This is a genomic window from Amycolatopsis rhizosphaerae (assembly GCF_007713715.1).
In the GTDB taxonomy this organism is placed as follows: Bacteria; Actinomycetota; Actinomycetes; order Mycobacteriales; family Pseudonocardiaceae; genus Amycolatopsis_E; species Amycolatopsis_E rhizosphaerae.
On the sequence record NZ_VJWX01000106.1, the window covers coordinates 1 to 16461 of the forward strand.

General features: G+C 70.2%; 19 protein-coding genes. 12 read left to right on the forward strand and 7 right to left on the reverse strand.

What is annotated here, in order from left to right; translation table 11 throughout:
* Positions 1–21 precede the first annotated feature (21 nt).
* The 3 genes from edd to FNH05_RS13305 all read left to right on the forward strand — a co-directional run bounded on the left by edd (position 22) and on the right by FNH05_RS13305 (position 4025).
* Positions 22–1884 carry a phosphogluconate dehydratase gene (edd, locus tag FNH05_RS13295; protein ID WP_144587943.1) on the forward strand — a complete coding sequence of 621 codons (1863 nt, stop codon included), beginning with the start codon at positions 22–24 and terminating at the stop codon, positions 1882–1884.
* Positions 1885–1894: 10 nt separating this feature from the next.
* Entirely contained in the window at positions 1895–2518 is a 624-nt protein-coding gene (gene eda, locus FNH05_RS13300) for a bifunctional 4-hydroxy-2-oxoglutarate aldolase/2-dehydro-3-deoxy-phosphogluconate aldolase (RefSeq protein WP_144587945.1), read from the forward strand.
* A gap of 64 nt (positions 2519–2582) precedes the next feature.
* A complete protein-coding gene (locus FNH05_RS13305) occupies positions 2583–4025 on the forward strand; it encodes a lipase maturation factor family protein (RefSeq protein ID WP_144587947.1) in 1443 nt (480 codons plus the stop codon).
* A 27-nt stretch (positions 4026–4052) separates the two neighbouring features.
* Here the strand turns inward: FNH05_RS13305 and FNH05_RS13310 are convergent, their stop codons facing one another.
* The 4 genes from FNH05_RS13310 to bla all read right to left on the reverse strand — a co-directional run bounded on the left by FNH05_RS13310 (position 4053) and on the right by bla (position 7304).
* Entirely contained in the window at positions 4053–4589 is a 537-nt protein-coding gene (locus FNH05_RS13310) for a regulatory protein RecX (RefSeq protein WP_144587949.1), read from the reverse strand.
* A gap of 78 nt (positions 4590–4667) precedes the next feature.
* On the reverse strand, positions 4668–5711 hold the full coding sequence (recA, locus tag FNH05_RS13315; RefSeq protein WP_144587951.1) for a recombinase RecA: 1044 nt from the start codon (positions 5709–5711) through the stop codon (positions 4668–4670).
* 194 nt (positions 5712–5905) lie between these two features.
* Positions 5906–6100 (reverse strand): DUF3046 domain-containing protein, encoded by a 195-nt coding sequence (locus FNH05_RS13320; protein ID WP_144587953.1) that lies wholly within the window; start codon positions 6098–6100, stop codon positions 5906–5908.
* Between the two features lie 289 nt (positions 6101–6389).
* Positions 6390–7304 carry a class A beta-lactamase gene (gene bla / locus FNH05_RS13325; RefSeq protein WP_246127706.1) on the reverse strand — a complete coding sequence of 305 codons (915 nt, stop codon included), beginning with the start codon at positions 7302–7304 and terminating at the stop codon, positions 6390–6392.
* A 110-nt stretch (positions 7305–7414) separates the two neighbouring features.
* On the opposite strand from bla, the gene FNH05_RS13330 reads away from it, so the two are divergent.
* The 6 genes from FNH05_RS13330 (at position 7415) to FNH05_RS13355 (ending at position 12497) form a co-directional block, all read left to right on the forward strand.
* The gene (locus tag FNH05_RS13330) at positions 7415–8305 is read left to right on the forward strand and encodes a LysR family transcriptional regulator (protein WP_222426602.1); all 891 of its coding nucleotides are present in this window, start codon (positions 7415–7417) and stop codon (positions 8303–8305) included.
* Positions 8302–9204 carry a serine hydrolase gene (locus FNH05_RS13335; RefSeq protein ID WP_144587959.1) on the forward strand — a complete coding sequence of 301 codons (903 nt, stop codon included), beginning with the start codon at positions 8302–8304 and terminating at the stop codon, positions 9202–9204. The genes FNH05_RS13330 and FNH05_RS13335 overlap by 4 nt, the downstream gene beginning before the upstream one ends.
* Before the next feature lie 102 nt (positions 9205–9306).
* Entirely contained in the window at positions 9307–9822 is a 516-nt protein-coding gene (locus FNH05_RS13340; protein WP_144587961.1) for a hypothetical protein, read from the forward strand.
* 64 nt (positions 9823–9886) lie between these two features.
* Positions 9887–10735, forward strand: coding sequence for a DUF4097 family beta strand repeat-containing protein (locus FNH05_RS13345; RefSeq protein WP_144587963.1), 849 nt, complete (start codon positions 9887–9889; stop codon positions 10733–10735).
* Between the two features lie 20 nt (positions 10736–10755).
* Entirely contained in the window at positions 10756–11712 is a 957-nt protein-coding gene (locus FNH05_RS13350) for an ATP-binding cassette domain-containing protein (protein ID WP_144587965.1), read from the forward strand.
* A complete protein-coding gene (locus FNH05_RS13355; RefSeq protein WP_144587967.1) occupies positions 11709–12497 on the forward strand; it encodes an ABC transporter permease in 789 nt (262 codons plus the stop codon). The genes FNH05_RS13350 and FNH05_RS13355 overlap by 4 nt, the downstream gene beginning before the upstream one ends.
* A 77-nt stretch (positions 12498–12574) precedes the next feature.
* On the opposite strand, the gene FNH05_RS13360 is transcribed toward FNH05_RS13355, so the two are convergent.
* Complete coding sequence (locus tag FNH05_RS13360; RefSeq protein WP_144587969.1) at positions 12575–12991, reverse strand: DUF6292 family protein; 417 nt, start codon at positions 12989–12991, stop codon at positions 12575–12577.
* A gap of 270 nt (positions 12992–13261) precedes the next feature.
* On the opposite strand from FNH05_RS13360, the gene FNH05_RS38025 reads away from it, so the two are divergent.
* On the forward strand, positions 13262–13435 hold the full coding sequence (locus FNH05_RS38025; RefSeq protein WP_186382522.1) for a hypothetical protein: 174 nt from the start codon (positions 13262–13264) through the stop codon (positions 13433–13435).
* Positions 13436–13446: 11 nt separating this feature from the next.
* On the opposite strand, the gene FNH05_RS13365 is transcribed toward FNH05_RS38025, so the two are convergent.
* Positions 13447–14376 (reverse strand): acyl-ACP desaturase, encoded by a 930-nt coding sequence (locus FNH05_RS13365; RefSeq protein ID WP_144587971.1) that lies wholly within the window; start codon positions 14374–14376, stop codon positions 13447–13449.
* 324 nt (positions 14377–14700) lie between these two features.
* On the opposite strand from FNH05_RS13365, the gene FNH05_RS13370 reads away from it, so the two are divergent.
* Positions 14701–14982: a hypothetical protein gene (locus FNH05_RS13370; RefSeq protein WP_144587973.1), complete on the forward strand. Its 282-nt coding sequence runs from the start codon at positions 14701–14703 to the stop codon at positions 14980–14982.
* 140 nt (positions 14983–15122) lie between these two features.
* Positions 15123–15692: a TetR/AcrR family transcriptional regulator gene (locus tag FNH05_RS13375; protein ID WP_144587975.1), complete on the forward strand. Its 570-nt coding sequence runs from the start codon at positions 15123–15125 to the stop codon at positions 15690–15692.
* 185 nt (positions 15693–15877) lie between these two features.
* On the opposite strand, the gene FNH05_RS13380 is transcribed toward FNH05_RS13375, so the two are convergent.
* The coding region (locus tag FNH05_RS13380) for an HNH endonuclease (RefSeq protein ID WP_144587977.1) at positions 15878–16461 on the reverse strand (584 nt) is incomplete at its 5' end.

A 16461-nucleotide genomic window follows, 5' to 3' on the forward strand; every position in this document is an offset into this window, starting at 1 on the left:
CCCGTGATCAAGGCGGTATCCGTGCCCCCAGTCCCCGTCCACCCCGTCGTCGAGGAAGTCACCCGCCGCATAGCGCATCGCAGCGCGGCAAGCCGTTCGGCCTATCTGGACCGCATCGCCGGAGCACGGTCCACCGGCCCCGCACGGGCCGGTCTCGCCTGCGGCAACCTGGCCCACGGCTTCGCCGCGTGCTCCGGCACCGACCGGCTCGCCCTCTCGGGCCTGCGCAAGCCCGGTATCGCGATCATCTCGGCCTACAACGACCTGTTGTCGGCCCACCAGCCGCTGCACGAGTACCCGGAGTGGATCAAGGCCGCGGCGCGTGAGGCGGGCGGCGTCGCGCAGTTCGCCGGCGGTGTCCCCGCCATGTGCGACGGCATCACCCAGGGCCGCGACGGGATGGAACTGTCGCTGTTCAGCCGCGAAGTGATCGCGATGGCCACCGGCATCGCCCTGTCCCACGAGATGTTCGACGGGGCGCTGCTGCTCGGGGTCTGCGACAAGATCGTCCCCGGGCTGCTGATCGGCGCGCTGTCCTTCGGCCACCTGCCCGCCATCCTGGTGCCCGCCGGGCCGATGGCCTCGGGCCTGCCCAACAAGGAGAAGGCCCGCGTCCGCCAGCTCTTCGCCGAAGGCCGCGCCACCCGCGAGGAGCTCCTCGAAGCCGAGTCGGCGTCCTACCACTCGGCCGGGACCTGCACCTTCTACGGCACGGCCAACTCCAACCAACTGGTCGTCGAGGTGATGGGCCTGCACCTGCCCGGCGCCAGTTTCGTCCCGCCCGGCACCCCGCTGCGGCGCGCGCTCACCGAGGAGGCCGCCCGCCGGGTCGTGGCCCTCTCCCGCGAGGACGAATACACGCCGGTGGGCGCGGTGGTGAGCGAGCGGTCCGTGGTCAACGGCGTGGTGTCGCTGCTGGCCACCGGCGGCTCCACCAACCACACCATGCACCTGGTGGCGATCGCGGCCGCGGCCGGCATCCAGCTCACCTGGGACGACTTCGCCGACCTGTCCTCGGTCGTGCCGCTGCTGGCCAGCGTCTATCCGAACGGCAGCGCCGACATCAACCACTTCCACGCGGCAGGCGGGGTCCAGTTCCTGATCGGCACCCTGCTCGACGCCGGGCTGCTGCACGAGGACGTGCGGACCGTCGCCGGGGACGGCCTGCACCGCTACCGCCGCGAACCGGTGCTCGACGGCGATCGCCTCACCTGGCGCGAAGTCCCCACCCGAAGCCTCGACGAGACCGTGCTGCGCCCCGCCGGGGCACCCTTCGCTCCCGACGGCGGGCTGCGGATGCTCAGCGGCAACCTCGGCCGCGCGGTGATCAAGGTGTCCGCGGTGGCGCACGAGCACCGCGTGGTCCGTGCCCCCGCCCGGGTGTTCACCGGTCAGCAGGGCTTCCTCGATGCCTTCCGGGCCGGTGAGCTGGACCGCGATGTCGTCGTGGTGATCCGCCACCAGGGCCCGCGGGCGAACGGGATGCCGGAGTTGCACGGCCTCACGCCCGCGCTCGGCGCCCTGATGGACCGGGGACACCGGATCGCGCTGATCACCGACGGACGGATGTCCGGCGCCTCGGGCAAGGTGCCCGCCGCCATCCAGCTCACCCCGGAGGCCGCCGCCGGTGGTCCGCTCGCCCGCATCGAAGACGGTGACGAGGTGGTGCTCGACGCCACCACGGGCCGTCTCGACGTCCTGGTCGAGGCAACCGAACTGGCCCGGCGGCCGCTCCGGGACGGCCCGGCCGACGAGGCGTCCTGGACCGGCACCGGCCGCGAACTGTTCACCGCGCTCCGCCGTGCCGTCGGCCCCGCCGACCAGGGCGCGAGTGTGTTCGGATCGATGACCCCGGGCCACTTCGGTGCCCCGGCACGAGTTTGAGGAGGCTTTGGTGCACAGCGGAGACGCACTGCTGGATCTCTCCCCCGTCATGCCGGTCGTGGTGGTGGACGACGCGGCCGACGCGGTCCCGGTCGCACGGGCACTGCTCGACGGCGGCATCGGCGTGATCGAGCTGACGCTGCGGACCCCGGCCGCCCTCGGCGCCATCGAGCGGGTGGCGGCGGAGGTGCCGGAGATCGTCATCGGTGCGGGCACCGTCACCACCGCCGAGCAGGCCAAGCAGGCCGCCGCCGCGGGCGCCCGGTTCCTGGTCACCCCGGGCTGCACCGATCGCCTGCTCGACGCGGCCTTCGACACCGGGCTGCCGTTCCTGCCCGGGGCGGGCACGGTGTCCGAGGCGATGCGGCTGGCGGAGCGGGGACTCACCGCGCTGAAGTTCTTTCCCGCCGAGCCCAGCGGCGGGGTGGCGTTCCTGAAGGCGATCGCCGGGCCGCTGCCGGGGTTGCGGTTCTGCCCCACCGGCGGCATCACCCCGGAAAGTGCGCCCCGGTATCTCGCCCTGTCCACTGTGGGCTGCGTCGGCGGTTCCTGGCTGACCCCCGGGGACGCCTTGGCGGCCAAGGACTTCTCCCGGATCACGGCGCTCGCCAGGGAGGCATCGGCACTGGCGTGAACCGGCACGACCCGGTGGCGCGCAGTACCCTGTTGGCGATCGCGCGCTACCGGGGAGGCTGCCCGTGAGCTGGGGCTGGTTCACCGATCCTGATTACTGGGCGTCCAGGCTGGCGTTCCAGCGGATGCTCGCCGCGATCTACGTCATCGCCTTCGTGGTCGCGGCCAACCAGTTCCGCGCCCTGCTCGGGACGCACGGCCTGCTGCCGATCCCGGCCTACCTCCGCCGGACCCCGTTCCGGCGGGCCCCCAGCCTGTTCCACTTCCACTATTCGGACCGGTTTTTCGCCATGCTGGCCTGGGGCGGCGCGGCGGTGTCGGCGGCACTGGTGTTCGGTGTCTGCGACAGCGCGCCGGTGTGGGTGTCGATGCTGGTGTGGGCGCTGCCCTGGGTGCTGTACCAGTCGATCGTCAACGTCGGGCAGATCTGGTATTCGTTCGGCTGGGAGTCCCTTCTACTGGAGGCCGGTTTTCTGGCGATCTTCCTCGGGCCTGCGGGTATGGCGCCGCCGGTGCCGCTGCTGTGGTTGCTGCTGTGGCTGCTGTTCCGCCTGGAATTCGGCGCAGGCATGATCAAGATGCGCGGGGACCGGTGCTGGCGGGATCTGACCTGTCTGTACTACCACCACGAAACCCAGCCGATGCCGGGACCGCTCAGCTGGTACTTCCATCACCTGCCCAAGCCGCTGCACAAGATCGAGGTGCTGGCCAGCCACGGCACCCAGCTGATCGTGCCGTTCGCCCTGTTCGCCCCGCAGCCGGCGGCGAGCGCCGCCGCGGCGATCATGATCGTCACCCAGGGCTGGCTGGTGATCAGCGGGAACTTCTCCTGGCTCAACGTGCTGACCATCACCCTCGCGGTGTCCGCTTTGGACAGTCACTGGCTGCGGTTCCCGGTTCCGGCGCTGGCGGAACCGCCGCTGTGGTACCGGATCGTGGTGCTCGCGGTAACCGCGCTCGTGCTGGCGCTGAGTTATCGCCCCGCCAGGAACCTGATCTCCCGCAGCCAGCTGATGAACTACAGCTTCGACCGGCTGCACCTGGTGAACACCTACGGCGCCTTCGGCAGCATCACCAAGATCCGGCACGAAGTCGTCATCGAGGCGACCGACGAGCCGGAACTGACCCCGGACACCGTGTGGCGGGAGTACGAGTTCAAGGGCAAGCCGGGCGATCCCCGGCGCCGCCCACCGCAGATCGCGCCATATCACCTGCGGTTGGACTGGCTGATGTGGTTCGCCTCCTTGTCCTCTCGGTACAGCGATGCGTGGTTGCAGCCCCTCGCCGAGAAGCTCCTGGCCGCCGACCGGCCGACGCTGAAACTGCTGCGGCACGATCCGTTCGACGGCCGGCGGCCGACCTTCCTGCGCGCGCGGCTGTTCCGCTACCGGTTCACCACCCCGCGGGAACGGCGGGAAACGGGCGCCTGGTGGGTCCGGGAACCGCTCGGCCCGGCACTGCGGACAGGGCGGCTCGGTGCTGACGGCACCGCCGTCGCCGTGGAATGACCGGTGCCACTCGCCGTGACGAGTGGCTCAGTCGCCGGTGACCTCGTCGAGGAGGGTGGACTCGGCACCGGCGTTCTTCAGCTCGTCCCGGACCACCGCGTACGCCAGGCCCTGCGGATAGCCCTTGCGAGCGAGCGTGCCGAGCAGTCGCCGCGTCGCGGTCTGCTCGTCGAGCGCCGTCATCGACCGGAGGCGCTTGCGCACCAGCTCCCGGGCTCGCTGCTCTTCGGAATCCCGGTCGATCTCCCCCGCCGCCTGCGCGGCGACCTCCCCGTCGACCCCCTTGCGCCTGAGTTCCGCGACCAGTGCGCTGCGCGCCAACCCCTGGTAGGTGTGCCGGGACCGCACCCACTGCTCGGCGAACGCCGCGTCGTCCACCAGTCCGGAGCTGTCGAGCTTGCCGAGCAGGCGTTCGCGGAGTTCCTCGTCGAACCCCCGGCGTTTCAGGGCCTGCCGGAGCTCCTCCTTCGTCCGGGCCCGGACTGCCAGGAGGTCGAAGCAGAGCTCCTTCGCCTTCCCCCACGCCACTTCCGGCGGCAGCTCCGACGGATCAACCCTGGCCATACCCCTCCTCGATCACTCCCCACGGGCATCGCATTGCCGGCGGCGGAGCCGTTCGGGTGGGCCGCCGACCACGGGTCCCTAGAAGTCGACCGGGGCGGGAGCGGCCTCCTCGTTGTCCACCTGCGCACCGATACCGAGCTTTTCCTTGATCCGCTTCTCGATCTCGTTGGCGATGTCCGGGTTGTCGCGCAGGAACTTCCGCGCGTTCTCCTTGCCCTGGCCGAGCTGGTCGCCCTCGTAGGTGTACCAGGCGCCGGACTTGCGCACGATGCCCTGGTCCACCCCCATGTCGATCAGCGAGCCCTCGCGGGAGACACCCTGGCCGTAGAGGATGTCGAACTCGGCCTGCTTGAACGGCGGCGCGACCTTGTTCTTCACCACCTTGACCCGGGTGCGGTTACCGACGGCCTCACCGCTGTCCTTGAGGGTCTCGATGCGGCGGACGTCGAGCCGGACCGAGGCGTAGAACTTCAGCGCCTTACCACCGGTGGTGGTCTCCGGGGAGCCGAACATGACGCCGACCTTCTCGCGCAGCTGGTTGATGAAGATGGCGGTGGTGCCCGAGTTGGACAGCGCACCGGTGATCTTCCGCAGTGCCTGGCTCATCAGGCGGGCCTGCAGGCCCACATGCGAATCGCCCATCTCACCCTCGATTTCGGCGCGGGGCACCAGCGCGGCCACCGAGTCGATCACCAGGATGTCGAGCGCGCCGGAGCGGATCAGCATGTCGGCGATCTCCAGCGCCTGCTCACCGGTGTCCGGCTGGGAGACGAGCAGTGCGTCGGTGTCGACCCCGAGGTTCTTGGCGTACTCCGGGTCGAGCGCGTGCTCGGCATCGATGAAGGCGGCGATCCCGCCCGCCCGCTGCGCGTTGGCCACCGCGTGCAGGGCGACGGTGGTCTTACCGGAGGATTCCGGGCCGTAGATCTCCACGATGCGGCCGCGGGGCAGGCCGCCGATGCCGAGCGCGATGTCCAGCGCGATCGCGCCGGTGGGAATCACCTCGATCGGCGCACGGCCCTCGTCGCCGAGGCGCATCACCGATCCCTTGCCGTACTGCTTGTCGATCTGCGCGAGCGCGAGCTCGAGCGCCTTGCCCTTGTCGGGTGCTGCTGCAGCCATGGGAATCCACCTCGCTGGTCGGAGCCTGTGGGCTTGGTTACCGGTTTTGAGCTGTTGGGCCCGACACTACGGGCGGGGGCCGACAATTCCAGATCCCGGCGGCCGAGCTGTGGATGGCGGCCCGTATGTGGACAACACGATAGCCGAACAGGTGTTCGACGCAAGGAGCGACACACCCTCCCGGGCGGTTTTTCTCACCGGCGCTCGGCGGGTACCTCGAACTCGACGCAGACCTCACGCCAGATCTCCTTGGCCGGGATCCCCGCCTCGAGCGCCTGCTCGACGGTCCGTCCGCCCAGCGAGCTGAAGACGTGGTCCTTCGCCAGTACCTCGGCACGTCCCGGGCCGAACTCCTCGGCCATCAATCGTCGAAACACAGTGATACGCATCGAAGTACAGCCTAAAGGTCACCCGGACGGGTACTGCTCGCCCGTAGGGGACCAGGCGCCGGGCGGCCGTGGCCTGGGGCGGACTGTGAGGGGTCCCCTCACGGCAATCCGCAACCCCCCTTTGCAGGCCCCTCACTCCCGGCCGGAGGGACTGGGGCAAGCCGTGAAGGGTCCCTTCACAGTCATATCGACTGTGAAGGGACCCTTCACGGCCAACACCGCGACTTTGCCGGGGCCCAGGTCGATACGACCGTGCGGGGACCCCTCACGGTGCCCAGCGGAAGGCGGTTCAGCGGAGGGCGGCGACGGCGGAGGTCGCGGCCTGGGCGATGAGCTTGTCGTCGTAGGCGGCGTCCTTCGCCTGCCGGTCGGACAGGACCACGAGCACGATCGGCGCCCGCTGCGGTGGCCAGACCACCGCGATGTCGTTGCGCGTCCCGTACGAGGCGGCTCCCGTCTTGTCGGCGACCTGCCAGTCCGCGGGCACGCCCGCCCGGATGAGCGTGGCGCCGGTGGTGTTGGCGCGCATCATGCCGACGAGCACGGCTCGCCTGTCCTCGGGCAGAGCGGTGCCGAGGGTGAACGCACGCAGGTCGGCCGCCATGGCGCGCGGCGTGCTGGTGTCGCGGGGGTCGCCCGGGACGGCCTCGTTGAGCGCGGGTTCGATCCGGTCGGGGCTGGTGGTCGTGTCCCCGATGGCGCGCAGCGCGTCGGTCAGCCCGGCGGGCCCGCCGAGTTCGCGGAACATCAGGTTGGCGGCGGTGTTGTCGCTGTAGCGGAGGGCCGCGTCCAGCACCGCGCGCAGCGGCATCCCGGTACCGGCGTACTTCTGCGTGATGGGTGAATAGGACACGACGTCGCCCTGGCCGAACATCACGGTCCGGTCCAGCCCCTCCACCGGAGTCCGCTGCAGGATGGCACCGGCGCTGAACACCTTGTGCGTGGAGGCGTAGGCGAACCGCTCGCCGGCCCGGAAGGCGACCTCCCGGCCGGTCCCGGTGTCCACCGCGTACACCCCGAGCCGGGCGCCGAAGGTCCGTTCGAGCCGCTCGAAGTCCTGCTGCCCGGCGGCGGGTTGCACGGCCGCCGGGGCAGCGGTCGAGGTGGCGGCCGGTGCCGGGGCGGGCGCGGGGGCGGCGCACGCGGCGAGCGAAGCGATCGCCAGCGCGGCGACGGCCGCCAGGACGTTTCGGGGGAAGTGCACGGACACGCGAGTTTTCCTTTGCGAGATCGACGGGTAAGCGCAGTCTCGCCGGGACCGATCATGCTGTCCAAGACGGATTGGGACGGTTCGATGCCGAAATGGCATAAGGTGTGGTCGTGGACCTGATCGGCGGTTGCCGGGCGTTCGTGAGCGTCAGCGAGACCGGGAGTTTCACCGCGGGCGCCGCCCTCGCCCGCATCCCCCAGCCCGTCGCGAGCCGCCGCATCGCGGCGCTGGAACGTCACCTCGGGGAGCGGCTGTTCGACCGGTCCACCCGCAGGGCGCTGCTCACCCCGTTCGGACGCGACATGCTGCCCACGGCCAAGCGCCTCGTGCGGCTGGCCGACGCGATGGAGCACGACGCGAAGCGGGCCAAGCTGCGCCCGTTGCGGCTCGCGGTGCCGGACATCTGCCCGACCCGCAGGCTCGCCGAACTCGACGCCGAGGCCCGCGCCCTCGACCTCTTCCTCGAATTCCGGCTCGCCCCGCCGGGCGAACGGGCCGAACTCGTGCGCACCCACGAGGTGCGCGCCGCCCTCGTGGCGGTCCCCGCCGACGAGGGCACCTGGACCCTCCCACTCGGACTGGCGAGCGCGGTCGAGCCTGAAGCCACCGTGATCCACCTGGAGTCCCTGCGCCCCGGCCGTTCGGGCCGCCCGGCCCGCCGGGTGTGGATCCAGCCGGAGGACGACGTTCCCCCCATCCGTGACCGGATGTTCCGCATCCGCGATTCGGTGGGGCTGCGGCCCGCGCAGGTCGCCGTCGCCGATTCGCTCAGTTCCGCTGCCGGTGGCGTGCTGTGCTCGGCGGATCTGCTGCTGTGCTCGGCGGAGCAGGCCCGGGAACTCGGCCTGGCGTGGCGGCCGATCGGAGAGATCCGGCTCGCGCGCGGCTTCGACGTCGTGGCCGGGCTGGGCGACGACGCCCACCGTCTCCGCACGCAGCTGTGGGCGGGCATCGCGCGCTGCCTCGGCGCCTCGGACCCCGGGGAAGCCCGGTGAACACCGAGGCACTGCTCCTGCGGCTGAAGGACGAGCTGGACGACGGCGGGCTGCGCGGCTCGTTCCTGGTCCGCGACCTGCGGACCGGGCACGAGATCGGCATCGACCCGGACCTGGAGTTCCCGAGCGCTTCGCTGGTCAAGATCCCGCTCGCCGCGGCCACCCTGGAGCGGATCCGCCGAGGCGAACTCGACGGCTCGACCCCGATCGACGTCCGGCCCGGCCGGGTCACCGCGCCCGGGCCGACCGGACTGACCCGGTTCCGGCATCCCGCCCGCATCGCGCTCGACGACCTGCTGTACCTGACGATGGCGATCAGCGACGGGACCGCGTCCGACGCGCTGTTCGCCCTGACCCCGCCCGCCGAGGTCTCCCGGATACTGCGGGGCTGGGGGCTCTCCGGGATCACCGTGCGGCATCCGCTGGGAGACCTCCTCGACACCCCCGCCGCACGCTTCCAGCCCGCCGAGGTGCACCTCGCGCACTCCCTCGCCATCGGCGCCACGACGGCCGGGCGAGGGCACCCCGTCCCCCAGCTCGACGTCACCCGCGCCAACTCCGGATCGGCCCGCGCGTTCACCGCGCTGCTCGAAACACTGTGGACACCGTCCGAAATAGACGAACGGGTGTCCGCCCGGGTGCGGGAACTGATGGCGGGCAATCTGCTGCGGCAGCGGCTCGCACCCGACTTCGCCTCCGATGCCACGAAATGGTCGTCGAAAACCGGGACACTGCTCAACCTCCGGCACGAGGTCGGTGTGGTCGAGCACGCCGACGGCGCGAAGTTCGCCGTCGCCGCGCTCACCGAGTCCCGGGTACCGGCGGCCGTCCAGCCCGAGGCGGAAATCCTGATGGCGCGCGTCGCCAGGACCCTGCGCGACCACCTGCGCGCGACCTGAACCAGGCTGCGTGTCCCCACCGTCCTGCTTGCACCCACCCCTTGGCGCCATCTGGTGCCATTCGCGCTTGACTATGGCGCCAAGTGGCGCCATGATGACGCCATGGACTTGAGCAAGTATGTGGACGGCCTCGGCCGCGACTTCGCGTCCCTGGCGGAAGGCGGGGGTAACGAGGCCCGGGAACTGCTCGAACGGATCGCGGGATCGCTGGAGTCGTCGATCCGGCTCACCCTGCTGGACGCGCTGTCGGCCGCCACCGACGAGATCACCCGGGAACTCGCCCCCGGTTCGGTCGAACTGCGCCTGCGCGGACGCGAACCGAACTTCGTCGTGACACCACCACCCGCCGAAGCACCGCACCCGGTGGCGGCCGAGCCGGGTGCCGAACCCGTGGACACCACGCCGGTCACGGAGGAGGCCGCGACCGCGCGGATCAATTTCCGGCTCCCGGAACAGCTGAAGGCCGCGATCGAAGAGGCAGCGGGCCGGGAAGGGCGCTCGGTCAACGCGTGGCTGGTGCGCGTCGCCTCCGCCGCCCTGCACCAGCGCGACCAGAAACCGCCCTCGCCGCCGTCGGGCAAGGTCGGCCCGAAGCGCTATCAGGGCTGGGCCCGCTAGCAGCTTCTTTCACACGTCCGCGACCAGCGGAAACACTCCACCGACACCTTTCGAGGGGACCACTATGCCCATTTTCGACACACCCTCCCCCATCTCCGTCACGATCGAACTCGGCGTCGGCCGCGTCGACATCGCGGCGAGCGACCGGACCGACACCATGGTCGAGGTGCGCCCGGCCGACCCGTCCGACGAATCGGATGTCAAGACCGCCCGGCAGATCCGCGTCGAGTACACCGGCGGCGAGTTGCTGATCACCGGACCCAAGGTGGGGCCGTTCGACTTCTCCCGCAAGACCCGCTCCGTGGTCGTGTCCGTCGAACTGCCCGCCGGCTCACGCCTGCAGGCCCACACGCAGGTCGGAGACCTGAGCGTCACCGGAAGACTCGGCGAGTGCCGGTTCAAAAGCGGCACCGGCCACGTCCAGCTCGAAGACTGCGGCCCGCTGCACCTGAACACCGGGGCGGGCCACGTCACGATCGGCTCCGTCGCGGGCGACGCGGACGTCAGCACCGGGACCGGCAAGGTGCGCATCGGCCGGATCGACGGCAACGCCGTCATCAAGACCTCCGGCGGCGTCACCGACGTCGCCACCGTCGCGGGCGAGGCGAAGATCCGCTCGGCCAACGGTGACATCGTCATCGGCCACGCCGGTGCGGGCGTCGACGCCAAGACCTCCCACGGCGGCATCCAGGTGCGCGAAGCCGAGGGCGGTTCGCTCAACCTCAAGACGGCTTTGGGGGACATCGAAATCGGCATCGCCGAGGGGGTCGCCGCGTGGCTCGACCTGAGCACCGGGCACGGCCGAATGGACAACAAGCTGGACCAGGTGTCCGCGGAGCCCGGGCCGTCCGAGCAGACCGTCGAAGTACACGCCCAAACCTCGTTCGGCGACCTCACCGTCCGCCGGGCCTGACTCTCGAAGGGGAATCTCTCATGACCGCCGCATCCCGGCCCGCCATCGAGGCCACCGGACTCCGGAAATCCTTCGGGGACAAGGTGGTGCTCGACGGCATCGACCTGAACGTCCCGCAAGGCTCGATCTTCGCGCTGCTGGGCCCCAACGGCGCGGGCAAGACCACCATCGTCAACATTCTGTCCACTTTGCTCGGTGCCGACGGGGGCAGCGCCCGCGTCGACGGCCACGACCTGGTGACCGAACCCGACGCGGTCCGCGCCGCGATCGGCGTGACCGGGCAGTTCTCCGCGGTGGACAACCTGTTCACCGGCGAAGAAAACCTCGCGCTCATGGCGGATCTGCACCACCTCGGCCGCGCCGAACGCCGTCGGCGCACCAAGGACCTTCTCGACCGGTTCGATCTGGCGGAGGCGGCCGGGAAACCGGCCTCGACCTACTCCGGTGGGATGCGGCGCAGGCTCGACCTCGCCATGACCCTCGTGGGCGATCCGCGGGTGATCTTCCTCGACGAGCCGACGACCGGGCTGGACCCCCGCAGCCGCCGCGGCCTGTGGCGGATCGTCCGCGACCTCGTCGCCGGCGGGGTCACGATCTTCCTGACCACGCAGTACCTGGAGGAGGCCGACGAACTCGCCGACCGGATCGCGGTCATCGACCACGGACGCGTGGTCGCCGAGGGCAGCGCCGCCGAACTCAAACGCCAGGTCCCCGGCGGCCACATCCGCCTGCAGTTCACCCATCCCGCCGGCCTGGAAGCCGCCACGCGAGTGTTCGGCCAGGCCACGCCCGACACCGACGCGCTGACCCTGCGGGTGCCCGGCGACGGCAGCGTCCGCACGCTGAAGGCCCTTCTCGACCGGCTCGACCGCGAATCCATCGAGGTGGGCGAACTGTCCGTGCACACCCCTGATCTCGACGACGTGTTCCTCACCCTCACCGGCCAGTCCGAGAACCGAAAGGTGACCGCCCGATGACCACCACCTACGCCCTGCGCGACTCGGCGACCATGTTGCGCCGCAACCTCAAGCACATGCTGCGCTACCCGTCGATGACGGTGATGCTCGTCGGGATGCCGATCGTCTTCCTGCTGCTGTTCGTCTTCGTGTTCGGCGGCACCCTGGGCAACGGCCTCGGCGGACCGGCGGGCGGCCGCGAAGCGTACGTCAACTACGTCGCGCCGGCGATCATCCTGATGACCGTGACCGCGACCGTCCAGGGAACGGCGATTTCGGTCGCGATGGACATGACCGAAGGCATCATCGCCCGGTTCCGCACCATGGCCATCGCACGCGTCTCCGTGCTCACCGGGCACGTCCTCGGCAGCGTCATCCAGGCGATCATCGGCCTGGCGGTGGTGACCGGCGTGGCGCTGCTCGTCGGCTTCCGCCCCACCGCGAGCCCGGGCGCCTGGCTGGCCACCGCCGGTTTCCTCGTGGCGGTGTCCTTCGCGCTCGTCTGGCTTTCCGTCGCCCTCGGCCAGGCCAGCAAGAGCGTCGAAACCGCGAGCAATCTGCCCATGCCCCTGATGCTCCTGCCGTTCCTCGGCAGCGGCTTCGTCCCCACCGACTCGATGCCCGCCGGGCTCCGCTGGTTCGCCCAGTACCAGCCCTTCACCCCGATCATCGAGACCCTGCGCGGCCTGCTCATGGGCACCCCGATCGGCGACAACGGAATCATCGCACTCGGCTGGTGCGCCGCCATCGCCCTCGGTGGATACCTGTGGGCGAAGAAACTGTTCAACCGCCAGACCGCACGATGAAGCGCACCGCCCGGCCCGCGGAAAACCGCGACGCCGGGCGACTGCGCGAGGCGGGCACCGCCGGATCAGGCCACCGGTCAGGCGTACCGCGCGAGGCGTGCGGCGAGTTCCCGGCGCCCGGCGCGGGCGGGCAAGACCGGTGGGGAAGCGCCGGACAGCCGCCCGGTGACGACATCGGCGACGAACCCGGCCACCGCCGTCGGCGCCGGGACCACCTCCGCACCCGGGAAGTAGGCCAACTCCACCGGTGCCTGCCCGGGCTCGGTCTCCACCGCGACCATCCACCCGTGCCGCTCGCTCCACACCAGCATCAGATCGTCACCGGGACGTTCGGACCACCGCCTTGCCAACCCCAGGTAGGCGGTCGCGGTATCGCTGACCTCGAACGAGGTCGCCTCGGGCGGTACCCCGACGGCAGCGGCCACCGCCCGCAGGTAACCGGCCAGCCCTCGGCTCAATGTCGGTGTCGGTGCGGTGCCTGGGCGATAGTCCATGCTCACCAGGGTATGCCCGCCAAGGGCGCTCACCCGTGTATCGTGGGAAGCAGCGGAAGCCATTCGAGCACCGACGATCACGTCGGCATGGCTCTCCGGCCACGGTTCGCCGGCTCTTCTTCACAGGTCAGGTCGCACGCCATCCGCGTGCGCGCAGTGCTGCCTCTGCCGTACACGAAGCAGGAACCCTGCCGGCGACGCACGCCAGGGCGGCCCACTACGGCTTCGTCCCGGCGCTCGTGGCTCGCCACTTCCGAAAGGACTCTTCACATGGCCCAGGCCAGTGACAACCTCGCACACGAACTGTTCAGTCATCTCCCCACCGAGCAGCCGCAGGACCACGATGGCCCCCTCTCCCGGCCCTCGTACGAGAACCTGTTCCGCCAGCCGCTCCCCTCAGCAGGCCGGTCGCGACACGAATCGATCGCGCCCGCCCAGCAGTAGCACCGGCCCCCTCACGGCGTGACGGCATGCCGGTTCGCCGAACGCGCGCGACGTTCCTCGAAGCGGGCGGCCTGGGTGTCGAGGCGGGTGAGGAAGGCGGACAGTTCCTCGCGGGCCTTCTCGCCCACACCGTCCAGACCCTCGAGATCGAACACGCCCCAGTGCCGCAAGAGGGGCCACACAACGTCGTCGTGGTGGATCCGCAGTTCGTAGATGCCCGCCTTGGCGATCAAGGCGGCCTTGCGGGCGAAACCGGGGATGATGCTGCCCGGCATCTGGAACCCGATCACCTCGTCGGCGATGGCGCGGAGGGTCTGGCTGGGTTCGATCTCGAGTGCCGCGGTCACCAGGTTGCGGTAGAAGAGCATGTGCAGGTTCTCGTCCGCGGCGACCCGGGCGAGCAGTTTGTCGGCGACCGGGTCCTGGGTGTACCGGCCGGTGTTGCGGTGTGAAATCCGCGTCGCCAGTTCCTGGAACGACACGTAGGCGAAGACGTTGAGCGGCTGCTTGTCGCCGGTGTCGAAGCCGGTCTGCATGGTCCGCATGCGGGCGCGCTCGAGTTCGTCGGGATCGACTCCCCTGGTGACCAGCAGGTAGTCACGAATGCAGATGGCGTGCCGCCCTTCCTCGGCGGTCCACTGGTGCACCCAGGTGCCCCAGGCGCCGTCCCGTCCGAACGCGCGCTCGATCTCCCGGTGATAGCTGGGCAGGTTGTCCTCGGTGAGGAGATTGACCTCCAGCGCGGTCCTGGCGATGGGTGACAGGCTCGACTGACCGAGTTCCCACGCCTGGCCGCCCAGGTCGCCGAAGTCACGGCCCCGGCTCCACGGCACGTACTCGTGCGGCATCCATTCCTTGGTCACCTCGAGGTGGCGGTCGAGATTCGCGGCGACCGCGGGTTCGAGATCAAGAAGTAGCCGGGTGCTGAGTGGTGTTGTCACGTTCGTCCTCTCGTCGGCCCCGAGCTCGAACTTACGGCACCGTAGGTTCCGCGCGAGACAGCGGCCTCGATGGTGCCTGAACGGCTGACGCGCTGCGTGATCGACGACATGACTTGGTGTGCCACGGCCGACACCGGCAGGGCGCTCGACATCCTGTGGTAAGCTGCCGCCGTGCAGCGCCGTATGACCTCCAAGCGAGTCGTAACCCGGCGCGTCGGCTGATCCAGGTTGCCGGCGCGCAGTGCCGACGACCGCGGAGATACGCGGCATTCTTTCGGGGCCTGGCCCGGTTCCCACCGGCTTTCCCCTCCCTGGAGATTTACCATGTCCATCACCACATCCCTGGACATTCCCGCGTCCCGTTCGTCGCTTCTCGTGCGACGCCGGATCACCACCTACTTCGTCGGTGGCGTCCAGGAGATCCCGAACCTCGTCGCCGCACTGGCGCAGCGGGGCCACAGCGTGCACGAGTTGTCCGTCGACATCCGCGAAGGGGTCAGGGAAAGCAGCATGGTCTGCACCATCCTGCTTCCCGGGGACGCGATCGAGCCCCTGCTCGACTACCTTCGGGAACTTCCCGCGGTCGTCTCGTCGGATCTCGCCTGATCCGCCAGGACGGCGGCGGCCCGGGGCTCGGCGCGTCCGGCCTGGTGGCCTGGTGAAGACTCGGGTGGCATAGTCGAAACCGGCCTGAAGCGGAGGTTCCTCCGCATCGTCCGGGCCACCAGGATCGGAGGAGCCCGCCCGTGGTCAACGGCGCACCGAAGGCCGGCCGTGCCGACGCGCAGCGCAACCGGCAACGGCTCATCGCCGCAGCCCGCCAGGAGTTCACGACCTCCGGGGAAAACGTGACCCTGGAGGCGATCGCGCGAGCCGCGGGAGTGGGCATCGGCACGCTGTACCGGCACTTCCCGACCCGGGAGGTGCTGGTCGAGGCCGTGTACCGCACCGAGCGGACCAGACTGTGCGACGCCGCGGCCGAACTGCTGGCCGACCACCCCCCGCACGTCGCGCTGCGACGCTGGATGGATCGCTTCGGCGACTACATCGCGATCAAGCACGAGATGGCGGAAACCCTGCGCGCGATGATCGCGTCCGGCACCGTCACCGCGGCCGCCGCGCGTCAGGAGCTGGGCGCCGCCGTCCGCACCATCCTGGAGGCCGGTGCCGCGGCGGGCACCCTGCGCGACGACGTGCTCGCCGAGGACGTCGTCGCCAGCCTGCTGGGCGTGTTCCTGGTGTGCCGCGAACCCGGTCAGCGCGACCAGGCCCAGCGCATGCTCGACCTTCTGATGCGGGGCTTGCGCACGGAGTGATCCCGTGCTGTTGGACTTCTCCCGCAATGACCGAGGCCGGGTGCCACGATGGCACGGACAGTCGCGCACGTGAACGCGGCCAGGTACCCGACCAAGGCGAAGGAACCGATACTCGCCACCAGGCCGACGGCGAACCAGGGCAGGTTCTGCTCGACTCGCCGTGGAATTCGATCTCGCGAATCGGCTCAGGCGGCGGTGGTGAGGGGTTCTGGCTCGTTGCGGTAGGTGCGACCGGCGGGGGTGGTGATCTCCAAAACGCCGGTTTCGGTCATGCGGTGGTGCCAGCCGGGTTCGTCCTTCAACCGATGGTCTCTGCGGCACAGGCCGCAGAGGTTGGTGCTGTGGGTGTCGCCGCCTTGGGCCCAGGGTTGGACGTGGTCGAGGTCGCACGCCTGGACTGGGCGGTGACAGCCGGGCACGCGGCATTCTCGGTCGCGTACCTGGACCAGTTCTTTGGTGGCGGCGGGTGGCCGGTAGCGGTGGCGTCCAACGTCGATGGGTGTGCCGGTCATCGGGTCGGTGATGACCCGCCGGATGGTGGCGTTCTGGGCGATCTGGCGGGCCAACGCTCCGGGGATGGGGCCGTGTCCGGCGAGTTCGGCGGGTTCGTTGCGTAGCCCGGTCCAGGTCAGGAAATCCAGATATACGAACACTTCCGCCCGCGGCGGCTCCACCTCGCAGGCCACGCCCAGGCACAGATCGGAGAACACGTCCGCCCGTAGCTCGTCGAGGGTGCGTTCCTCGCCGTTGCTGCGCAGTCGTCGAGCGA